The organism is Paenibacillus sp. FSL H7-0940 (genome assembly GCF_037979415.1).
GTDB lineage: Bacteria > Bacillota > Bacilli > Paenibacillales > Paenibacillaceae > Paenibacillus > Paenibacillus amylolyticus.
The window spans coordinates 2,563,210-2,587,146 of sequence record NZ_CP150280.1; the positions used below are offsets into that span (position 1 = coordinate 2,563,210).

Sequence of the window (23,937 nt, forward strand, 5' to 3'; positions counted from 1 at the left end):
TTTCATTTTACTCTTATAAACATTAGATTTATGGTTTACAAACATATAAATCAATTGATAATATAACAAATGAAAGCGCTTGATATAATGAAATGCTCAAAGGAGGTCTGCCGAACCTTTTATCGTGTGCTGCCAAGTATCGGTTGATTTTTCATTCCGGGAAATAGGAAAGGGGAAACGTATGAAACGTTATTGGGTTCGCGTACTTAACATTTCTGTACTAAGCACCACTTTACTTACTGCAACAACTTTGGCACCGGTCTCGGTGTTCGCAAATGGTTCAGGGGAAACCGTGGGTAACTCGCAGAGTTCCACCACACCTATCGCTAATACTGCTCCAACATTTAAAAATGTTTCCGTTCATGACCCTTCTGTCATTAAGGTGGATGATACGTTTTATATTTTTGGTTCACATCTGCAAGTGGCTAAATCCAAAGACTTTCTGAACTGGGATCTGGTCGCCTCCGGCGTTACAGATAACAACCCTGTTGTCCCCAATGTAACCAAGGAATTCGCTGAAGCGTTGGAGTGGGCGCAGACGGATACGTTATGGGCAGCAGATGTCATTCAATTGGCGGATGGCAAGTTTTATATGTACTACAATGCTTGTAAAGGGGACTCTCCGCGATCAGCGCTCGGCATTGCTGTCGCAGACAATATCGAAGGCCCTTATAAGGATCAAGGCATTCTGTTGAAATCCGGCATGTGGGATCAGATCAGTGAGGATGGTACCATTTACGATGCAACGATTCATCCCAATGTGGTCGATCCGGATGTCTTTTATGATAAAAACGGCAAGTTATGGATGGTGTATGGCTCGTATTCAGGAGGGATTTTCATTCTGGAGATGGATGCAACGACAGGTAAACCACTGCCAAATCAAGGTTATGGCAAAAAGCTGACCGGAGGCAATCATAGTCGTATTGAAGCCCCTTATATGCTCTACAGTCCCGAAACTGATTATTATTATCTGTACCTGTCTTACGGTGGGCTAGGTGCTGATGGAGGATACAACATTCGCGTAGCCCGCTCCCAAACACCGGATGGACCTTTCCTCGATGCGGAAGGAAACGATATGATCAACGTTAAAGCGGACAAGGATAAACCGTTGTTTGACGATCGTTCTATTGAGCCATTTGGAGTCAAATTGATGGGGAACTTCCTGTTCGAGAGACAGATCGGTGATCCGGGCACAGGCCTAGGTAGCGGTTATGTATCGCCAGGGCATAACTCTGCTTATGTTGATCCGGAGACTGGCAAACAATTTCTCATCTTCCATACCCGCTTTCCAGGGCGTGGCGAAGAGCATGAAGTTCGCGTGCATGAGATGCATATGAATGCAGATGGTTGGCCCGTTGTTTCTCCATATCGCTATGCGGCTTTGGGAGAAGATACCACGCAGCTGACAACTCAGGAGATCGCTGGTCAGTACCAATGGGTGAATCATGGTAAGGACATCACGGCGGACATCAAGCCATCCCAGACCGTTCAGTTCACGGCAGATGGGCAGATTCATGGTACCGTGACAGGAACATGGAGTCTTGGCGCAGACAACAAGGTTCAGATCACATCGAATAACGTTGAGTACAAAGGCGTTTTCACACATGAATGGAATTCGGAATCTCAAAGTACGGTTCTGACCTTTAGCGCGCTCTCATCCTCCGGAATTGCCATCTGGGGAAGTCAAAGTGTTGAACGGAGTGATCAGGACATTGTAGATGCGGTGAAAAAGGACCTGAGCATTAGCAGTACGGATCATGTGTTCTTCAACCTATCTCTGCCTACCAAGGGAACAAGTGATGCAGAGATTACGTGGAAAAGCTCCAATGCTTCGGTTCTATCCACTACAGGTGTAGTACAGCGACCTCGCGCCGGTAAGGGCGATGCCAAAGTGAAATTAACCGCAACGATTCGTAAAGGAACTGCGGTAAGCTCCAAAACGTTTAACGTTATCATTCCACAGCAAGCGGTAAGCCCATTGCTCGGGGAGTATACTTTTGAACACAAGAAAATTGGCAAAGTCGCACAGGATTACAGTAAAAACGGATATCACGGACAAGCCTTTAACGTGATCAGTTCTGCTGCTAGTGGCAAAAATCAGGCTGCTACATTCAATGGGACAGACAGTTACATTCAGTTACCTGGACTCATTACAGATACAACGGATTTCACGTTTAGCGCCTGGGTCAATTGGGACGGTGGCGGGTCCTGGCAGCGTATTTTCGACTTTGGAAATGGTTTGACAAGGCATATGTTCCTTACTCCCTCCCAACATAATGGGGCATTACAATTCACCATTCATAATGAGGGACGGGATCAGAGCCTGATTGCAGCAAATCCGCTGCCTTCCAAAGAGTGGGTTCATGTCGCTGTAACCCTTCAGGGTGATGTGGGTACTCTGTATGTGAATGGTACATCGGTTGCAAGCAACTCTGAGATTACTTTTAACCCGAAAGATCTGCAGGTAACGGAAGCTTATGTAGGCAAGAGTCGTTATACGTCTGATCCGTTCTACAAAGGCAGTCTGGATAACGTAAGAGTGTATGATAAAGCATTAACAGCCAAGGAAATACAGCGTCAGGCTAAAGAAAAGCCATAAGTTAGAGTCCTATCATAGGCGTTGGACTCCATAGCGAACAAACCTATAAAGCAGCCAATGTTTTGAACTGAACCCTTTGTGAGACACGACACGACTAACGAGGGAGTTGCAGTTCATTACATCAGGCTGCTTTATTGTCATTCCTTTCATGTATGCATTTATTCGTTCATCGTTCGTTACATTCACAGATGGATCTTTGCATCTCACTTCGAATAATGAATGACCATGTTGAATTTGTTCGTCTTAGCACCGGAGTTAACGTAGGCGTGAGGCTTGTCCGCTCCAAAACGGATCGACTCCCCTGAACTCACCGTATAATCTTCCGCCCCTACTCTAATCGTAACTTCACCTTCAAAGACCGTAATAAACTCTTCCGTACCTTCGATATGCGGTTCAGCTTTCAACTCAGACTTGGGGTCCATCTCCATCATATATATTTCAAAGCGGCGTCCTTCTTCAAAAGGAAAATGCGGATAAATCCGAACCCTTCCCTCATCCTCCATCAATACTTGAATATCATCCCCCGTTACAACGGTTGTATCTGACTTCGGCTCGTGAATCAAAGCAGTAAAGGAAGTTTTCAGGCCATTAGCAATCTTCCATACGGTTGCAATGGATGGATTGGATTCACCACGTTCAATCTGACCAAGCATGGTCTTGCTAATACCAGACATTTCGGCGACCTTGTCCAGACTGAGTTTTCTTTGTTCCCTAAGCTGTTTCAGGTTCTGAGCAAGAATACTATTAATGTTTTTCAAAAATCCATCCTCCTCATTTCATAATTTTGTTGTGCTATATAACGTACATGTTGTACAATAATAAAGATCGTACGCTATAACGTACATTTTAGTTCATTATATCACACAACTAAGAAAACGTGGAGGAACCATGAACATTATACCTTTAGTGACCTATGCAATCATCGCTTCATTTACACCCGGACCCAACAACATCATTTCCATGACGCATGCCAGAAATCAGGGGTTCCGCAAGACCCTTCCTTTTATTAGTGGAGTTGCAGCCGGCTGCCTGCTAATTATGTTTCTATCCAGTTATTTCAACCTTATTCTTCATCAATATATTCCCAGGATCGCACCCGTATTGAACGTATTAGGGTGTGTGTATATGCTCTATCTGGCTCTCAAAATCATGCGAAGTAAACCTGCAGATTCGCAAGAAAACAAGGTTAATCATTATTCATTTCTATTTGGGTTCACCCTGCAATTCATCAATCCCAAAGTCATTCTGTATGGGCTTACTGCCATATCCGTTTTTGTTCTGCCTCTTGGGCAGTCCCATGTTCATTTAATTGTATTTTCCTTGCTGCTCACCTTCATCGGTATTAGTGCCAATATGACCTGGGCGTTCGGTGGCATGTTATTCCAGAGCTTTTTATTAAGATACGAGCGTCCTGTTAATATCGTCATGGGTATGTTGTTAATTTACAGTGCACTATCAATCCTGATGTAAAATGTAATAGAAAAAGCGTCCACTCATTCAATGAGCTGAACGCTTTTATTTTTTTATCCTAATTCCGGTCTCCACCATGGATGTGTAGGATAATCCTCCGTATGAAGCACAACCTTCTCGCCGATTTTGGGAGTTGCAATCTTAACATTCAAAGCATGTGCAGCCTTCGTAATCCGTTCGACTGGTTCATTCCAGGCATGATAGGCAAGCGTAAATGCGGCCCAATGAATCGGAATAAGCAACTTACCCCCTACATCCAAGTGTGCTTGCACTGTTTCTTCCGGCATCATGTGAATGTTGGACCAACGCTCGTCATATTGCCCACACTCCATCAAGGTCAGGTCAAATGGACCATATTTACTGCCAATTTCCTTGAAATGAGGACCGTATCCGCTGTCCCCACTAAAGAACACCTTCGTATGTTGTCCAGCGATAACCCACGAACACCATAAAGTAGAATTACGGTCGAATAATCCTCTGCCAGAGAAATGTCTTGCTGGCGTGCAAGCGAATGTTAAACCTTTGAACGATAACTCATCCCACCAGTTATGTTCAGTAATCTGTTCCGAAGGCACACCCAGTTGAATCAGACGACGACGTACCCCAAGCGGTACGATAAATCGCTTTGTTTTATCCTTCAATCTGCGAATGGAGTCATAATCCAGATGATCATAATGGTCATGCGATATAATGATTGCATCCAGTGTTGGGAAATCTTCCGGTTGAATCGGTAGATTGGTGCTGTATCGTTTGGTACCCACCCAGGATACGGGGGATGGACGATTGCCCAGCATCGGATCAAAGAGCAATCTGTGCCCTTCAATTTCGAGTAAAAAAGCCGAATGTCCGAACCATGTAACCTGTGGATTATCGGATGCACTGAAGGTTTCAGCAGGTTCACATATCTCCATAGGCATCGTGCCAGATGGCCTCCGCTCTACATTGCCACGCATTGAATCTCTCAATATACTGATCAGGGACTTGAAGTTCATGCCTGCCGATGTCGGGAGCTGATTTTCGTATTTTGTCATTATACATACCTTCTGTTCTATATAATCAATCTAGGTTCAATATTTGGAAGAGAACTATTCATATCGTAGCTATATATTAATTCATTGGCCGTTGATATACAATTTTCACTAGAACACGCCCATTCCCCATGATCGGAAATAAACTCAATTAAGATAGAATTAAGACTCTGTTTTCTCTCCTATAAGATTGGGCATATATGATAGAGAAAATACATGGAGAGTATGTGAGAGAACATGAAGAAATGGCGTAAAAGATTAGTTAAGTTTTTGATATTTGACCTGGCGATAGTTCTGTTGCTTCTGGGTACTGGCGTGATCTACCAACAAGTGGGTCTAAGGCAGGATGCCAAAACACTCGTCCCCCCTGGTAAGCTGTACGAAGTCCATGGAGACAATATGCATCTATATACTGGTGGAGAAGGCGATGTAACGGTAGTACTCGCCTCCGGCTGGGGGACCGCTAATCCCTATGTAGATTATTATCCATTATATGAAAAGCTTGCTCCCAACACAAAATTCGCTGTATATGACCGATTTGGCTATGGATATAGCGATCAGACCGATAAAAAACGTGATGTCGATACCGTAGCTGAAGAATTACACGAGTTGTTGCAGGTATCCGGACAGAAACCACCTTATGTATTAGTTGGACATTCGCTCGGCTCGCTGGAAACCATCCGTTTCGCACAAAAATACCCTGATCTCGTCAAGGGTATCGTCATGATTGATGGCGGAAGCCCCGAATATTATTCGAATGACGATGACTCTTTGGCAGACACAATTGGTGGTTTTGCGAATAAATTCCGTATCCAAACCGGACTATTCCGCCTCTCCATGCAATCTGACATGGTTGTCGAAACTTCTAATGCCAATCGTAATGAACTGAAACTTGTACCCGATGATCTGAAAAAATTGGATACAACTGCGCTGTTGCACAACTATGGTAATGTGAACACGTTGGATGAATTACGTGAAATAGCTGCCAATGCCAAAGTGGTTGTAGATCACAAACAAACCTTACCGTTTCCACTGACCATACTGACGGCTGATTACCTCGGTGCAAGTGAACCCGAATGGGATAAATCCCAAGTAGAATTCAAATCCTGGTCAGATGATTCTAAACAGGTAACCATTAAAGATACCGATCATTACATCCATCAATATCGCCCTGACCTCGTTGCGGAAGAGATATTGGCCCTGGTGAAGAAGTAACGTGCACTCTGCTAAAGTAAGGCAATGTTATATCATGAAAGAAACCCCAAAGGTATCTCTAATATCTTTGGGGTTTTAAGTATGAGATTTATTGTGCTATCGCCAATCTTGGCCGTTGGGACCTGAAATCGCTGAAAGCTTGTTCGATCTCTAATTCAGTCAACTGGTGACGATAAAAGTACTGTTCCATCGCCTCCATTTCGGTACGATCGCCATTGTAGATGTTATCAATTCTTTGAATGACCTGGTTATATAAGCTCTCACGTCTGGAGTTTACAGGCTCACACAACCAAAAGTTCGTTCTCTTCACATCACCTGTCTTGGTCCAGAGCAAATTCTCATAACGAATGACATCCCAGTCCCAATATCCAGCATGAATCTGCTGAAGTTCCGTCGTAAACATATCGTATATCAAGTTGGGAGGAATGTGTCCATAGGTCACACGGTACTGTTTCAGTTTGAATGCTTCAATCCACTCTGTCAGGGTGTACTCCCCTGGTGAATACGCATACAATTTAGGTGCATAAGGATTACTCTGCAATGCCCTAAGTGCCTCACTTTCTATCTCCCCATCCAATTTTGCACGTGAAGCATATACCTTGAGACAATAGTCTTGCAATTTATATACAACCGAGTTATTACTAATAAGCGAAGCCTGTAGAGTAAGATGGCCATTTTTTTCGTAGTGCAACAGCATCTTTTCAATGCTGTTGCCAATGGGATTGATGATGATCATAATGAAGTCTCCTTGATTAAAAATAAAATATAAACCGTTTTCGAATTGGTTGAAAATTGTACTATTACATTCTATATTACCCTTTTATATTAGTATGAACATATACAATTTTGCCGGTACATGAAGTATTTGCTCTGAAATTCATTCTTTAAACCGCCGTATTCCGGCTACATTTTTACTCTAAAGGCTGTAACCCGTTTCACGTCAACACCAAAAAAGTATAGAATAAGTACGAAAAAAAGCGATGCGTCCTTAAAGTTAAGGGACACATCGCTCTTATACAATATCTAATTATTATTGTTACTTAATGGATTAATGCATAGGACCTTGTTGTCCTGGCGTTGATCCTACTTTGACCCGTTTCACAAAGAGTGAAGTAATCAGACCGATAATCGACAGAACTAATGCGAATACAAACGCATTCTGTACACCTGACGTGAAACCTGCCAGTTGATTTTCTGGACTTTCCGGGTTCGCTACTCCGCTCAAAAAGCGGGATTGTCCTGCGCTCAGTATACTTACCGCAACAGCCGTACCGATCGCTCCGGATACCTGTTGCAACGTATTCATGATGGCAGTACCGTGAGGATAATACTCACGTGGCAATTGGTTCAGACCATTCGTTTGTGCAGGCATCATAATCATCGAGATTCCGACCATCATGAACACATGCAGCGTAATGATTTTTGCCAGTGTTGTTGTAGGTGTAATTCCAGTGTACATGAAGAGTACAACCGTTACGACAGCCAGACCAATAATCACAAGCCACTTCGGACCAAACTTGTCAAACAGTCGGCCCATGACCGGAGACAGTAAACCATTCAGCAGACTACCCGGCAATAGAACCAGTCCGGCAGTTAACGCTGTAACGGCCATACCTTGTTGCAGATACATTGGCAGGATCAGCATGGATGACAGCATCATCATCATACAGATGAATATCAGGATCAAGCCAATCGTAAACATCGGATATTTGAACGCTCGCAAATCCATCATTGGCTGTTTCATTCTCAACTGACGGATACTGAATAACAGCAAGGACAACACACCAATAACGAGAGTGGCAACAACGACCGGACTCGTCCAGCCTCCACCAGTTTCTCCATGTCCCCCTGCACTACTGAAGCCGTATACGATACCACCAAAACCAAGGGTAGAAAGGATAATGGACAGTACGTCAATTTTGGGCTTGGTCAATTTCGAAATATTTGGCAAGAACAACAAGCCGCATACCAGTGAGATAATGAAGAACGGCAAGGAGATCCAGAAGATCCAATGCCAGCTCAGATTAGCCAGAATCAGACCGGAGATACTCGGACCGCTTGCTGGTGCAAACATAATAACCAAACCAATCAATCCCATGGCAGCACCACGTTTTTCAATCGGGAAAATAACCAATATGGTGTTAAACATCAGTGGCAACAATAGCGCTGTACCTATCGCCTGCAGTACCCGTGCCACCAACAGAATTTCGAAGCTAGGTGCAAGTGCAGCAACAAATGTTCCTGCAATCGAGAAAATCAAAGATGTTGTAAACAACTGTCTAGTGGTAAACCACTGCAACAGCATACCGGATACCGGTACCAGGATTCCCAACACAAGCAAGTAACCTGTAGTTAACCATTGAATCGTTGTAGGACCTACTTCCAGTAGAGCCATAAGTGGCGTCAATGCCACGTTTAATGCCGTTTCTCCAAACAGACCAATAAAGCCGCTCAGTAGCATCGCGAACAAAATCGGAAATACCTTGTATTGCTTTGTTTCTTGTTGATTCTGTGCAGAATCAGCCTTCATGGAAACCTCCACGATCCCATCCTCCTCAAACGTATCGAACTTTCTTTTTCTCTGTCTCTTGGTATAAATTATTGAATCTGTTTGGCGTTCTTCGTCACAACCGACAAATACTCAGCAGCCGTCAGCAGAGGCTGTTTATCCTGATTCGTCAGGCTGATAATCAGTGCTCCCTCCATCAAAGAAATGATCAGAAGTGCCGTCTCCCGCGCCTTCTCTTCACCAACGCCATCCAGAATCAGATGTTTCTTAATGACATCCTGCCAATCTGCAAATACACCCTGACATGCAATACGCAACTGCTGACTAATACACGATGTCTCCACAGCTGCCCAGAAGCTGAATGGCAGAAATCCGGTAAACCCGGCTGCTTCTGTTTCATGAGCCAAATCATGAATAAATCTCTGAATGGCATCCCCCGTATTGTCGTGGGCTGCAAATGTTTTCTCAAATGTCTGCAAGATATGTTCATTGGCTTTTTGAATACACTCGTGCGCGAGCTCTTCCTTGCCTTGCGGGAAATAATGATACAACGACCCTTTCGGCGTACTACTCTCTTTGATGATCTGATTCAGACCGGTCGCATGATATCCTTGTGAAAAAAACAGTCTCGCTGCTGTGCTGACAATAGACTCTCTAGCATTAGACTTTTCACTCAACGAAAGCCACTTCCTTCAAATAATTATAACAATCGGTCTATATAATTAAACTCGTTCAGATAAGGACTGTCAATCAAAAATTTAGAATTTAAATTTGAAAGCATTCTCATAAGGCAGTCATCACAACATTTTACATTTAAATTTTCATTTGTGAGAAAAGCAGTGATACAATTTGGTAGACTTATTAACAGAACCTATTAAGAACTGCCCCGTAAATGGGTAAGGCCAACTCAGATCGTTTCAATTAAATTCGAAAATTGGAATGCTGTGAACACAGCAAAGTATACAAGTTCAGGGATATTGTTTAATGCGCTTTATAACACCTGATCAGTCCATCATGGTCTTTTCTGTGATAGTCCGCTCAATCAGTAGATATTGCACTGCTCGTATAACAGGGCCCTCTTTTCGATCCGATTTCCGCCCTGAGCGCCAACAACAGTACAGCAACGATTTAGGATTCCAGATAAGAGTCATTACTCGTTCTTACAAATCCAATCAAAACAGCCGCCGATTTGGATGTGAAACTCCAAATCGAGCGGCTATTTTTGGATGAGTAGCATTATTCCATTACTACTTAATAATTGACATAACCTGCGTAGGTCACGGTCCATGTATAACCTGTCTGACCATCAACTGATTGAAGTGTGAGTTGTCCCCAGTATGGATCAACATTATAACTAGCTGTCATTGGAATATCACCAAGCGTTGGGAATTGAGACTTAGGTAAAATAACTTGCCAAGTTATATACTTTTGTGCGTAAGGAACGACTTGTGTACTTTCGGGTAAATTATTGACTGAAGTTGAAGGTACACTAGCTGCAAAAGATGTGGAGCCAAGCGTGAAACATGCAACGACAGTTAAAAGACCGATCATAAGTTTCTTTTTCATCTTCATCTTCCTTTCGTATTTAAGTACATATTCATCATATAGGATATCACTCTATTAAAATGTAATATTTGTCATATAGTGAAAATATTTGATTAAATTCATGTGAACTACTCTTTCATTTTAAGTTTTAATAGATATATTGAGAGGATTCAACCGGTTTATTACCTGCCCACACGTCTTGCACGTAGCGTCCTTCGGCCTGAATCTGAATGAGCCAGTCCTTCGCTTGCTGCACCGTTGCTCCCTGCACCTCCTGATACGCTTGTTGCAAAGTCTCTTCTACCGCAGGAGCCATCTGGCTTCCATCCCCGCATACGTAGAGTTTTCCTTTGTTTATCAGCATGTGAATTAACTGTTCGGAATTCTCTTTCATTAGATGCTGTACATACGTTTTGGGCTCGCCCTCCGCACGAGAAAAAGCAGTGTGTAGTTTAACGATCCCTTCTCGCTCGTATTGTTCAAGCTCTTGACGATATATGAAATCTGAATCATTCCTGCACCCAAAGAACAGATGCGCTTCACTTAGAGACAAACCTCTCTGTTTCATAACAGCTCTCGCCTGGAGGAAACCTCTGAATGGTGCTACCCCCGTCCCTGGTCCCACCATGATCATCGGAACATCAACCTCTTCCAACAGATCAAATTCGGATTCAGATGTACGTACAAACATCAGAATACGTGCTCCGGGTTGACAACCAGCGAGGTACGATGAAGCAACTCCCTGGTATTCGCCTTTGCCACTCCATGCAGGCTCTCTTACTACCGATACGGTTATGCTTGCTTGCTCGGAATTCAGGCTTGGCGAGCTGGATATTGAATAATATCTGGGCTTAAGCGGAGGCAATAGTTCAAGGAATTTTTCGAATGGCAGCTCACACGCCTCATACTTTTCTAGCAGGTCCAACATGGTGATTCGATTGGCAAGAATATAATCCTTGTATCTGTTTTCATCCAACATGCCTTCCAGTTCACGCTTATGAGGTGGACATATCGTATGATTAGCTAACTCCTGCAACTGTGTTCTGGTAACTGGTGTCTGCAATTCCACACAATGAGCGAGCAACTCATGAATCTTGACGGGTCTGTTCAGTGGAAGGTGTGTGAGATGGCTGACGTCCGAACTTAATTGGATCGGAGTATCCCCACGTAGTCCGAACCGACTGAGTATCCGATCCACATTCTGCTTCGGATTGCTAGGCAACACGCCGAGATGGTCGCCTTCTCTATAATTCATGCCTTCAGGCAGTAACACTTCGATGTGACGTGTGCTTCTTCCACTTCCCAGCGCCTGAAGCTCTTTATTGACTACAACCGTGGCATAGCTGGCATCATAAGTTCGTGCAAGAGGCATATCCGTTTTCTCGCGGACAAACTCCATTTGAAGTCTGCTGGCGCTTGGCTTCGAGGATTTGATTGCTTCCTCGCTAATCCCCAAGACACTCAACACCTGAGGCCACAACATATGCTGCCACGTCTCGACTTGTTTCTCCATGTCACCTCCGGCATCGGCTTCACCGCGGGATAACAGTCTTTTACCTCCCCATTCTTCAAGCCTCTCATCTATTAATCGAGGAATGCTCTGGTACGTCCCGGACCAACTCCGATCTCCACAGCCCAGAACGGCATAGTTTACATCCCGTGCTTTCTCTGACTCTGTTCCCTTTAACCAGTCTACAAATGCCGTAGCATTTTGCGGAGGTTTACCGTTATACGAAGCTGTGACGATAAGAACGACACCTTGGCGGGGAATGCGGCCAACACACTCATTCAGAGTGGCTGCTTCACTTGGGATTCCATACGAACGCCCTTTTTCCACAAGCTCTCGGGCAATGCCTTCTGCCGTTCCCAGATTGGAACCATATAACACCAGGAGCGAAGGCTTACCATCTGCTTCAACGGCCAGGATTTCTCCCCTCTGGCTGTCAATTGCTATATTTTTATGAACAACAGGAGCAGGTTTCTCTTCCACAGATCTGGTAGACTTATTCATCTTTTGTGACACTTCACGCGCTTTCACCTGGATCCGGAAGTCTCCCGGCTTCAATGTCAGCGTCTGTTTAACATCCAACTCATAGTTGCTATAATCGATCAGTTCAAAATGTTTAAGGACCATGCCAAGCACAAGTGTTGCTTCATATAAAGCAAACTGCATGCCGATACATGCTCTCTCCCCATTACCAAAAGGTTTATACGCATGATGAGGCACTTTCGCCGTATCTTCAAATCGCTCTGGACGGAAAAGCTCTGCATCCTCTCCCCATGCCTCTCTGTCACGGTGAAGCTGGGGCAAAAGAATACTGCAACTTTCCCCTTTCTTTAAGGGATATTTGCCACCTATGACGGTGTCTTCTTTCGCATATACGTCAAATCCCGGAGCTGTTGGCCAAAGACGAAGCGATTCACTAAGAATCATGCGAATATAAGAAAGCTGAAGAATTTCTTCGTACTGTGGTGAGTCACTGACCAATATCTGATCCACCTCGTCATACGCCTTTTGAAGCGATTCCGGATTTTTCAGTAGAAAGTAAAGAGCAAAAGATAATAGACCACTCGTGGTTTCATGTCCGGCAATGAGAAATGTAATAATCTGATACCGGATGTTCTCATCATCCAGCATTTCGCCAGTCTCCGGATCTTTGCCATTCAACATACGTGCGAGCAAGTCGACCTCTTCGGGTGCTGAACTCGCTTTACGTTCCTCTATAATCTGATCTACCAGAGAGAACATCGTCTGAATATCCGCTTGGAACTGTCGTTTGGTTTTCACCATAAGCAGATTCTGAATTTTCAAACGTGAGCTCTTTTGCATAGCTTCATTTAATGCCCGAACCATGCTTTCAATAAAAGCACTGTGGTCCTGTCTGTAAAAACTGTTAAACCGATAATTGAATCCACATAGTCCAATGGTATCCAACGTAAGGCGTGTCATATCATCCGCAACATCAATCGTATCGTTGGAATTGAGGCGTGCCCACTTATTGACCAACTGTTCGGCAATATCGACCATCATGGGATGATAACCTTTCATGGCCTGTTTGCTGAAGGTGGGAAGCAGGATGTTATGGGCTTTTTTCCAATTGGGCTCCGATGTTCTGCTTGTAAATAAACCATCGCCTCCAAAGGCACGTACATTTTCGAGTTCATTGTATACATATTTGTCAAACCGGGACACATCGCACAACTCAGCGACAAGATCTGGTCCAGATACGATTAAACCGGAATAACCGGGAACGGTAAGTCGATATATCGGTCCATGCTGTTCAGCCAGAACGCCTAGCGACAGCGTGGGTTTATCTTTATCAATTAAGGGCAGATTGCCAAGTGGCCCATACATTTTGGGCTGTGGAATGTAAGTTGCATCACTCATGATGATCACCTCTTATCTCTACGCCGTGGAGCAAGGTATTCGTTAGCCATATGATGGCTGCTCTGCTTTCATTCATAAGTGATCTCTCCTTTGAAGATTATATAAATGATAGTAATATGTATCATTTGATAATACAATAAACCATAATTGAATTAATATCAAATTTTCTTCCGGCTGAATTACTTTCTATTGAACCGTTCAACGTTTAAATTGAATAACAACAAATAGAGGATTGCATATGCAATCCCCTACTGTATGAACCAATGACGCTATGATTTTATGACTCTTTTTAATGTATTCTAATGATGACTTGGCTCATCCCACTTCTCGAAATTCAATTCATTATTAATGCTCACCGCAGACAATGCCCCCAGAGACGCAGCCGTGATTGCCTGATACATCTCGGATGCTGCATCACCAGCACTGTATACACCCGCTACGGATGTTTTGCCGGAAGCATCAACGATAACCGTTCCTGACTCTGTAATTTCACAACCGATGGCCTTTGGCAGTTCTGATCCGGTAAACAGTTTCGGTTGGAAGAAAACTCCTGTGCATGGAATCGCTGTACCGTCATTTAGTACAACTTGCTGTACCATCCCTTCTTCAGAGTTAATGGATTGAATCGGTGCATTGAATACAGTAACATTATGCCGCTTCAGCTCTTCACGCTGCTCATCGGTTAAGGAATCTGATCCATTCGTACAGATCGTATAACGTTCTGTCCAGCCGGATATGACTTTTGCCATATGTAATGCCTTATCTCCACTAACGATGATGACCAGCGACTGGTCTCTTAACTCCCATCCATCACAATATGGACACACAAACGCACTTTTACCGTAAACTTCTGTTAATCCGTTAATATCCAAGGGAAGGTCTTTCTTGCCTACCGCAAACAAAATCTTTTTCGTGCGATAACTTGCCCCCTGAGTAGTCTTAACTACAAAATCACCATCGCTACCTGTTATCGCTGTTGCCGTATCGGAAGCAAATTGAACTGAGGGATACGCTGCAATCTGTTCTTTGGCAGCTTTCCGGAATTCACGTGGACTTGCCCCATCTCTTGTCACAAACCCATGAGTCTCCCTTGTAACCCAGTTACGCGGTGTCTCATCATCAATGACCACAACGTTCTTGCGGGCCCTGCCAAGTACTAGAGCTGCATTAAGCCCCGCTGGTCCTCCACCAATAATAATTACATCCAAGAGTTGATTCATATTACTCATACTATACACCCTTTCCAGACATTTAATATCTCTAATTAAGCTTTAAAAATAACCTCCGCTTTCTCTTAAGAAAGTAATATCGGAGATTTACAAGAACACATTTTAAACAAGACTATTAAAGATATCTTATATCTACAATAAACAAAACCTAACCATTTTGCAACATATATCTTTAACTACGTTCTTCAATCCAATCTGTGTGAGTTGAATAAAAGATTATTTACACTTACACTACAATGACAGAACAAACTTTAATCACTGTTATACCCGGATTTTTGGATTCTCTCCTGTAACACAGAAATAATTATTTAACAATTAAAAACAACCTTGTTTTTAAATTGTTCACAATCAAATGACATTATTTTAAATACTAAAACGTTAATTAAATCACATAGTGTATTGAATGGTATAATAGCGACATAATATACAAGTATAGATATAGGAAGTGAGTTCTTGAAAACATTGAACAATGGTTCACAGACCAATATCAGCCTGGAGTATAGCTCGATTCCGAAAGTATTCTTCGATACGATCAAAATCGGAATCATCAAGTCCAACCTGATCGCCATGTTTGCGGGTTTAAGTTTGGCTTTATATGTATTTGATGCTTCAATCTTAGCTAATATTGTACCAATCATCCTTTCCTTTATTGGATCTTCTCTCATTATTGGAGCTGCAGGGGTGTTTAACAACTTGTATGATCGTGATATTGATGCGATCATGGAACGTACGAAGAAACGTCCTACCGTTACGGGACGCGTAGATACCAAGTCGGGTCTAATTCTCGGTATTGCAATCACCATCATCGGGGGCATCATGTTGTACATCGCTTCCCCATCCGCTGCTGTATTTGGTATTTTGGGTCTGTTGCTGTACGTGTTCCCTTACACGATGTGGACCAAACGTACAACGATCTACAACACGGAAGTGGGAAGTCTTTCGGGTGCTGTGCCTCCACTCATCGGTTGGGCAGCCATTTCACCGGAACTGGGTCATTTTGAGATCTGGGCATTGGTCGTTACGATGCTCTTATGGCAAATGCCTCACTTCTACGGGATTGCGATTCGTCGTTTTGACGAATACAAAGCTGCTGGTGTTCCCATGCTACCCGTTGTTAAAGGCATCAGACGGACATACATTCAGACAAATGTGTATCTGGTACTGTTACTGATCTCCAGCTTTTTATTCTGGCCGATGAGTCCATTTGTCGCTATTGTGGCATTTCTGGTTAGCTTGGCTTGGCTCATTCTCAGTGTGGCTACCTTTGACAAGAAAGAAACAGAGAAATGGTCCAAACGGATGTTTATCTTCTCCATTAACCATATCACTATTATCTTCCTGGTCATCATTGCGTATTCCTTGATTGCTCAGATGATGAGATAAAAATATTCCATCTTTCCACTCGTTATAACGATAAAAAGCCTTACAGACTGTCCTCTTTCAAGGAGCGTCTGTAAGGCTTTTTTGTTTTTTTATTATCTTTTCTAAATTTTTTAAGCTATCCAACTTTGGCGGGGGTTTGTTCCCCTTGCCACAGCAGCTGCATCTCTTCATTGGTGGCAAGCAATTCGGCCAAACTTCCCTCGGCTTCAATGCGTCCATCTTTCATCACGATAATGTGATCTGCTTTGGAAAGTGCTACCCTGCGGTGAGAAACTGCGATGCAGGTGACATCCGGCTCTTGGAACAGCCCTTCCCATACTTGTTGTTCTGTCTCCACATCCAGTGCACTGGACAGGTCATCAAAGATAAACAGGTCCGCCTCCGTCATTAACATGCGTCCTGTGGCCGCGCGCTGAATCTGCCCGCCTGACAGCATCACCCCTCTGGGACCAACCGGGGTCTCAAGCCCCTGATCCAGATGTTTGATATCCTTCTCCATCACAGCCAGACGAATGGCTTTTTCAAGGGCTTGCTCGGTGTTACCCTGTTTGCCCTGGACGATATTTTCTTTCAACGTATCACTGAACAATCTTGGCACTTGAGGGGTATACGCGGCTCTAGGCGGCATCAGGAATGTGGCTGGATCAACAGCCGCTCCATTCCAGTGAATGTCCCCTTTTTGTTTGGGTAACAGTCCAAGAAGTGTTCGTACAAGCGTTGATTTACCTGATCCGATCCGTCCCGTAATCACAAGAAATTGTCCGCGTTTCAGACGAAAACTGATCTCTTCTATGCCATTTTCAGAATTCGGATATTGATAAGTCAGCTTATTCACCTCAAGAGATTGCAACTTCTCCTTAGGGTCCCTCTGTTCACTTACAAGTTCCGGCGGATCTTCATACAGATAGATTTCCCTCGAATCCATGATCTGGTCTTCTTCCCCTGGGCGGAATAGCTTACGCATACGATCATAGGATACCTTGAGCCTTTTGTGCTGAAACACCATATAACCAAACAGTGAAATGCTAAATCCGATATTGGCCAGATAACTGGTGAATAAGGCAAAATCACCTACGGTAAAATTCCCTGCTTTCATCTCAGCTGCACACATCAGTAGAATCAATCCGGTACAGATACTTAGAACATGCTGATTCATCGATCTCATCCACTGCTTGAACAGATTGTCTCGAAGTGCAGCCTGGCGACGATCTTCATTCAACTGGTTGAAACGTGAAGAGACATTCTCTTCGGCCTGACCCAGTTTCAGGGCTTGCACTGCTCCAAACGTTTCCGCAATAAAACTGGTAATTCGCCCAGTCGCTTCACGATTAACCTGTGCATACTTCCGAGCCCGATTTCCGGACAGGTTGTTAAGTAAGGTAACGACCACCAATGGCAGCACGGCAACCAATGTGATCTGCCAATTAATGTTCGCCATAATGACGATGGACACAACAGCAAATACGAGCCGTCCCCAGAAGTCCACCCATGATTCTACATACTCGACGACTTCATCGACATCATCCCGAAAGCGACTCATCGCCTCCCCTGGTGAAGCCGGAAGATTACGCCCAGGCCAGCGCATGATTGCTGCGAGCATGTTGGTTCGCAAAATCGCCTGAACATGATACAGATACGTAACCCATGCATAGAAGGCTACAAAAAATGTGCCCACCCGTGCCATTCGGACCAAAGCAATAAAGATAAGCGGCACAGCAAGCCACATGTAGTCATTAGAACCCGCTGTTGTGCGATCAAAAAACCACTGCATCCCAATACCAATAGCTAACGGCAAGGAATGAAATATACACCATAACAATCCGTTGATTATAAACAACAAAGGCCTGAATCGAAACAAACGGCCTATAAATCCTGCTACAGTCATGCCAATTCCTCCTCTCGGCCTGTAATGAGCAGTCTGGCATAGTGAGATGCCGGGTTACTGGCAAGTTCTTCTCTCGCTCCAAATTCCAGTACCTTCCCATCACCTAGCACCATAATCCGGTCCACTTTCTCCAGTGTAGCCAGTCGGTGAGCAATGATGACTCCGGTGGATCGTTTCATTAACTGATCAATTGCAGATTGCAGCATACCTTCGGTCGCAGCATCCAGACGTGACGACGGCTCATCCAGAATAACCAGACTCGGTTCGGTCAGGAATACGCGGGTTAGGGCAAATAACTGCGCTTCCCCTGCCGACAATGAAGCTCCACCTGCAGCCAGATACGTATTAAGTCCTTCTGGTTGTGAATTAATCCATTGGCTAAGTCCAAGGCGATCCGTCGTTTCCTTGATCATCTGATCCGATACATCCCCATTGAACAGGGTCAGATTGTCACGCAGCGTGCCATCAAACAGCTGTACATCCTGTGTCACCATACCCACCCGGCGATAGAGTGCTTGTAACGAAAGCTCTGTGATATCCGTTCCACCTACACGAATCGTACCCCGATCCAGATTATACAGCCGGAGAAGAACACGACTAAGACTCGATTTGCCGCTCCCTGTGCGACCGATGATTCCCAGACGTTCACCAGGCTTAATAGCAAAAGTAATGTCGTGCAATACCGGTTTATCCTGGTTATAACTGAAGTGCACCTGGCTGAATTCCAGACCAAGAGGTCCTTCCGGCAATTGCTCCTCTGTGCCTTCTTCAATCACACTTTGCATGGACAACAGCTCTCTGGAGCGCAGCATGCCTGATTTTGCTTTTTGAAACTCCTGCACCTGATCTCCAAGCATCTCAATCGGATCATTCAGCATCTGCGTATATTGGTAGATCAGAAATAATGTTCCGATACTAATTAGACCTTCCATATAATAATGCACACCCAGCAAAAGCACCGCAGTGACCGCCAGTGCGAACAGAACTACTGTGGTATTCCACGGAATAACCCGTAGCAGCCAGGCTTTTCTCCCCTTACGGAATACCGTGCGCATCGTGCGGTAAAAGCGGTTCATCACATAAGGCACATGACCATTTGCTTGCACATCTTCAATCCCGGCAATGCGTTCTTCAATTAATCCGAACAGAGAGGCACTTGCCGCACGTTCATTTTTGGAAGAGTCCACGCCTAGATTTCGGATAAAGACCATGAAAAGGATCGATAATAATGTGAACACGGTCATCACCAAAGCAATGGGCACATTAACACTGAACATGAATCCGAGAATTCCGGCCAGCAGCACAAAACTCCCGATCACTTGCACAATGAACATTGCGAAAAAATTGGAGATACTCGTTACGTCACCATCCACACGTTCAATCATCTCTCCAGGTGTTTTCACATTATGAAAACGCATATCAAGACGCAGGCAGTGCTTCAGCAGATCTCCGCGCAGTTGATTCGTGGCCCGCCAGGCCACGTCGTTCCCCAAATAACTGACCGCTACCGTGATGAGTTGATTAAACACGGCAACAACCAGAAATATTCCTGCGAGCTGAACAAGATTGGTGAGGACTCCCCCACTTGCTGCTGTATCAATAAATCGTTTAATAATCTGTGGATTCAAAAGCTGAAGCCCCGTTGATGTGAGCAACATGATTAAAAGTAAGGCCAGCCGTCCTTTAACGGGTTTTAGATAACGCAGCAGCCATGACATGGAGATTTTCTCTGTTTTGGGCACAGGTCCCACCTCTTTATCGGTTTATTTAATTGTTCTTGGCTATTCATATTTGTTGATGATCTTAACGACAGCAAATTTGCGATCACTAGGATGAGTCATACATAATGACATTAAAATCGGAATTTCCCGCCCATAATTGATATGTAGAACATATGTTGACCATTGTACATTCTCCTTTTTAACAAGTTAGTTTTTTATAAAATAACGCTCCAAACGCTCCTTTCCATGTGAACAAATTGGGTGGAATGCATGCAAAAAAGCCATAGATGAACTAATGTTCATCTACAGCTTGTAGCCAAAAGAGATCGAATGAAATGCAAAGCATTTCCCGTATCTCCTCTGTATCGCAATAATGATGAGCGTCCACGACAGAGGTGCACAAACATGACTGTCCCAACGCGATCATTGCAAAAAAATTGGATTAATGTCACTATGCTCATGCGTATTCAGTTATCGATTCGAAATCTGTATAGGCATAAACATAATCATCATCCCACCCGTTTCACATATTTGTTGTTTATTGTATTCGCTGGACTAACATCCGTCAAGATAATTTTAACTGAATTGTTATTTAATTCATGCCATTAAACTTTTCAATTCTTGTTACATACTTAATGATGTAGGCTCTGTTTGTTTTTCTCTAACAACAAGACGTCTATGTGCGATCAGAAGAAAAGGTACTCCCAGGGCAGTCGTCAGTGCAATCGGTAGAAAGACAGCGAGTCCATTCTCCGCTCCAAATTGACTTAACAACACCCCTCCCATGACAGGAGCAATGACACTACCGATATTATTGAAGCCGATAGTACCGAAATACGTCCCTTTCCATTCCGGCTTTGCAATCCGGTCAATGAGCATATCCATCATGGTGAACAACAACACTTCCCCAATGGTAAATAGTATGACACTCATCATCATCATGAGTACACCTTCAGCGATTCCAACCATCATCAGACTGGTTGCCACCAGCAAGTTACCCACAATCAGAGGAACAAGCGGTGGGAAGTTTCGGAAGGTTCTCACAAGAGGATACTGAATAATCAGTACCGTCACGGCATTCAGGGATAGCATGTACGAGAACATCTGACTTCCGTTCTCAAAGATCGGGCTCCTCGCCAAGTACTGTGCCAACGTAGAACTGAAGTGTCCGTAACCCAGCACACAAAATGTGGTACCGATTAATACCGGCAGAAATACCCGGTCGCGACCGGTGGTTATGAGTGCTTCACGCAAACGTGGTGCGGTTGCCTGATGACGCTCTGGCAGATTGGCATGCTGCAGCTTGAATTGAAGAAATAATACAAGTCCATAGGCTATGTATATCAAGCCGGAAATCACAAATGGGAACGTTGATTCAGATGATCCCAGCTGAAATCCGATAATTGGCCCAAAGACCACACCAAGATTAACTGCAGCATATCTGAGGTTGAACACCAGCAATTTGTTCTGCGGAGAAGTAATATCCGATAACAGCGCTCTGGAGGTGGGCTCAAATACTGCGCGGCATAATCCGTTTAACGTATTGGCAACAAAAAACACCCATAGATGCTCTGCTGCTGAAAAAATAAAAAACACGCCTGCCCAGCTAAATACCGAGATTAACATCACAATTTTGCGCCCGATCCGGTCAGAAATATAACCTCCATAAAAACTGACCATGACACCTGCCAGCGAGCTAACAGCCACAGTAACACCGGTCTGGGTCGGTGTAGCATCTAACACACGTGTCAGATAGATGGATAGAAACGGGATACTCATTGACGTCACAAGACGTCCAAACATGGTTCCGATAATGATCGTCCATGCCAAGGGGTGAATTTGCCTTAAATATTGCTTCATGCGAACTTCTCCTATTCTTTCTAAGTGCTTCAAAAGCGAACTTTTTGAACAACCTCTACTAATTCGTGTTCAAAAAGTTCGGTTTTCAGTACCGAGAAGATGGGATTAAGCTAGAAATGGAGTAGCGGAGCGTAGGGAAAACTACGTGAGCAACGGACATTTCGGCTGAATTCCATATTCGATGCTGATGATGTCTTTAGGCATCTTTCGTAATCAAAAGCGGACTTTTTGAACTACATCTTCTAATGTATAATTGTAAGGATAAAAGGGGGAAATAAAAGTGTAAACATATGATCACACTTTTCACCTTTAATAGAGGAGTCATGACCATGGATACCCTACATACACACTTTATAAGGCTCGCCGGCGCTGAACAACTTTCATTCAAACTTCATGAACCTGTAGCGGTAACGATTGATAGCCTGTCCGCTGCCTTGTGCTGCACCCCTCGTAATGTGAAATTCATTCTCAGAAAATTGGAGGAACAAGGCTTTATCCATTGGCAGCCTGGGCGTGGTCGTGGACATCATTCGGAGTTAACGATGCTGCGTAGCATGAATGAAGCGTTGGAAGCGAGTTTTACCGAACTTTTGGGTAAAGGCAAAATGAAAGATGCCATTGAACTCATCGGAACCGTTCAGATGGATGATACATTGCGAGAACAGCTCATGCTCTCCCTTCATCAACAGATGGGATTTCACGGCCACGATGAAACTGCCTCTGGTCAGGATATCCTGCGCATCATGAGGTCACGCCAGTTAGGTGGTTTGGACCCAGCCTTTGTTTATACTGCATTTGAAACCTACCTATTAAGCCAGGTCTGTAATACATTGATCACTTATGACGCCAAGACAGAATCATTCCTGCCAGCACTGGCGCACATGTGGGAGTGTAGCGAGGACCATCGCTTATGGACCTTCTATCTCCGGAAAGGTGTACGTTTCCACAACGGACGTATCATGACATCCCGGGATGTTCAAGCGACGTTGCAACGATTGATTGATGTACATAGTCCCTCCATCTGGTTATATCGGGATATTGAACGAGCGGAAGTAGCTGGTGATTACTGTATCAAGTTTGTTCTACATCGTCCTAATCGGTTTTTCTTGCATCTGTTCAGTTGTATTCGGATGACAATCCTGCCCTACGATTACAATGTAGCCAAGACATTAATTGGGACTGGTCCTTTTCAGATCTCTGATCTGAATGCAGATGTGCTGGAGCTTACCGCTTTTGATGCGTACTACGGCATCCGGCCACATCTGGATCAAGTCCATTTCTGGTTTGTGCCTGACCTGAGTCCGAATGATCGCTATTATGAGCTACCCGGTACAGATCGATTGAGTCTCGCAACAGGCTGTGATCAGACGAACAGCATCAATTATCCGGCGCTGGGTTGTCAGTATATACTGTTCAATTTTCACAAGGAAGGCATCCATCATCATCCCCTATTTCGACAAGCCCTGCGTATCGTCTATGATTCGGTCGCGCTTGTCCGAGATCTTGGCGGGAATCGGATCACACCAGCCAGCAGCTTTCTGCCTTGGAGAAGTGCAGCCCAAGACTGGACCGCTGCCTCTCTTGAGCATGCTCGTGAATTGTTGCATAACTGTGGGTACCAGGGTGAGAAGATAACATTATCATATAAGCATAATAAAGATGCAGACGTTGCGGAGTGGTTTCAATGTCGTGCGCAGTCCATCGGAATGAACATCAGCATGCAGGCCGTTGTGGATTATTTCAACTCAGAGGAAAGCACAAACGCACAATTGATTCTGGCTGAAGAGATACTGGAGGAAGATTGGCAGTACGGCATGATTCATTTTTTCAAAAACCTGTCCAACCATTTTCATATGTGTATGTCTCCTGCATTCCAGTCTCTATTGGATGACAAACTGGATCATTTTGCAAAGCTTCATCGGGCAGAACGTACTGCGCTCCTGGATGAAGCTGAAGCCTTGCTACGTGATCACTGCTGGATATTGCATGGGTGTCACATGAACAAGCAGGCTGAACTGGATCAGAGCATCTTTGGCATGCAGATCGCAGAATTCGGTTATCTGGACATCTCCAAATTGTGGATCAAAAATCCTTAGAGATTTGTG

Annotated in this window: 16 protein-coding genes; 5 read left to right on the forward strand and 11 right to left on the reverse strand. The window is 44.2% G+C overall.

From position 1 onward, the window contains the following. Positions 1–181 precede the first annotated feature (181 nt). Complete coding sequence (locus MHB71_RS11230) at positions 182–2,599, forward strand: family 43 glycosylhydrolase (protein ID WP_340029610.1); 2,418 nt, start codon at positions 182–184, stop codon at positions 2,597–2,599. A gap of 203 nt (positions 2,600–2,802) precedes the next feature. On the opposite strand, the gene MHB71_RS11235 is transcribed toward MHB71_RS11230, so the two are convergent. Continuing rightward, positions 2,803–3,357 carry an XRE family transcriptional regulator gene (locus tag MHB71_RS11235; protein ID WP_036608360.1) on the reverse strand — a complete coding sequence of 185 codons (555 nt, stop codon included), beginning with the start codon at positions 3,355–3,357 and terminating at the stop codon, positions 2,803–2,805. A gap of 130 nt (positions 3,358–3,487) precedes the next feature. On the opposite strand from MHB71_RS11235, the gene MHB71_RS11240 reads away from it, so the two are divergent. Next, positions 3,488–4,069 carry a LysE family transporter gene (locus tag MHB71_RS11240; protein ID WP_036608363.1) on the forward strand — a complete coding sequence of 194 codons (582 nt, stop codon included), beginning with the start codon at positions 3,488–3,490 and terminating at the stop codon, positions 4,067–4,069. Positions 4,070–4,122: 53 nt separating this feature from the next. Here the strand turns inward: MHB71_RS11240 and MHB71_RS11245 are convergent, their stop codons facing one another. After that, positions 4,123–5,100 (reverse strand): MBL fold metallo-hydrolase, encoded by a 978-nt coding sequence (locus MHB71_RS11245; protein WP_340029611.1) that lies wholly within the window; start codon positions 5,098–5,100, stop codon positions 4,123–4,125. A gap of 234 nt (positions 5,101–5,334) precedes the next feature. Here MHB71_RS11245 and MHB71_RS11250 point away from each other — a divergent pair, with 234 nt between their 5' ends. Continuing rightward, positions 5,335–6,312: an alpha/beta hydrolase gene (locus tag MHB71_RS11250; RefSeq protein WP_340029612.1), complete on the forward strand. Its 978-nt coding sequence runs from the start codon at positions 5,335–5,337 to the stop codon at positions 6,310–6,312. An 88-nt stretch (positions 6,313–6,400) separates the two neighbouring features. Here MHB71_RS11250 and MHB71_RS11255 read toward each other — a convergent pair whose 3' ends face one another. The 6 genes from MHB71_RS11255 to MHB71_RS11280 form a co-directional block, all read right to left on the reverse strand. Beyond that, complete coding sequence (locus MHB71_RS11255; RefSeq protein WP_340029613.1) at positions 6,401–7,048, reverse strand: hypothetical protein; 648 nt, start codon at positions 7,046–7,048, stop codon at positions 6,401–6,403. A gap of 312 nt (positions 7,049–7,360) precedes the next feature. Continuing rightward, entirely contained in the window at positions 7,361–8,842 is a 1,482-nt protein-coding gene (locus MHB71_RS11260) for a DHA2 family efflux MFS transporter permease subunit (RefSeq protein ID WP_047844296.1), read from the reverse strand. A 68-nt stretch (positions 8,843–8,910) separates the two neighbouring features. Beyond that, on the reverse strand, positions 8,911–9,498 hold the full coding sequence (locus tag MHB71_RS11265; protein ID WP_047842796.1) for a TetR/AcrR family transcriptional regulator: 588 nt from the start codon (positions 9,496–9,498) through the stop codon (positions 8,911–8,913). 574 nt (positions 9,499–10,072) lie between these two features. Further along, entirely contained in the window at positions 10,073–10,387 is a 315-nt protein-coding gene (locus MHB71_RS11270) for a hypothetical protein (RefSeq protein WP_340029614.1), read from the reverse strand. A 127-nt stretch (positions 10,388–10,514) separates the two neighbouring features. After that, positions 10,515–13,754, reverse strand: a complete 3,240-nt coding sequence (locus MHB71_RS11275; protein WP_340029615.1) for a cytochrome P450 — start codon at positions 13,752–13,754, stop codon at positions 10,515–10,517. Positions 13,755–14,053: 299 nt separating this feature from the next. Further along, positions 14,054–14,974 carry an NAD(P)/FAD-dependent oxidoreductase gene (locus tag MHB71_RS11280; RefSeq protein WP_340030165.1) on the reverse strand — a complete coding sequence of 307 codons (921 nt, stop codon included), beginning with the start codon at positions 14,972–14,974 and terminating at the stop codon, positions 14,054–14,056. Between the two features lie 462 nt (positions 14,975–15,436). On the opposite strand from MHB71_RS11280, the gene cyoE reads away from it, so the two are divergent. Beyond that, entirely contained in the window at positions 15,437–16,366 is a 930-nt protein-coding gene (gene cyoE, locus MHB71_RS11285; RefSeq protein ID WP_036608378.1) for a heme o synthase, read from the forward strand. Positions 16,367–16,481: 115 nt separating this feature from the next. Here cyoE and MHB71_RS11290 read toward each other — a convergent pair whose 3' ends face one another. From MHB71_RS11290 to MHB71_RS11300, 3 genes are all read right to left on the reverse strand, one after another. Beyond that, positions 16,482–18,251: an ABC transporter ATP-binding protein gene (locus MHB71_RS11290; protein WP_340029616.1), complete on the reverse strand. Its 1,770-nt coding sequence runs from the start codon at positions 18,249–18,251 to the stop codon at positions 16,482–16,484. Further along, positions 18,248–19,993, reverse strand: coding sequence for an ABC transporter ATP-binding protein (locus MHB71_RS11295; RefSeq protein ID WP_340029617.1), 1,746 nt, complete (start codon positions 19,991–19,993; stop codon positions 18,248–18,250). Before MHB71_RS11295 ends, MHB71_RS11290 begins: the two co-directional genes overlap by 4 nt. A gap of 603 nt (positions 19,994–20,596) precedes the next feature. Next, positions 20,597–21,832: an MFS transporter gene (locus tag MHB71_RS11300; protein ID WP_340029618.1), complete on the reverse strand. Its 1,236-nt coding sequence runs from the start codon at positions 21,830–21,832 to the stop codon at positions 20,597–20,599. Between the two features lie 329 nt (positions 21,833–22,161). Here MHB71_RS11300 and MHB71_RS11305 point away from each other — a divergent pair, with 329 nt between their 5' ends. After that, positions 22,162–23,928, forward strand: coding sequence for an ABC transporter substrate-binding protein (locus MHB71_RS11305; RefSeq protein WP_340029619.1), 1,767 nt, complete (start codon positions 22,162–22,164; stop codon positions 23,926–23,928). Positions 23,929–23,937: the final 9 nt, after the last annotated feature.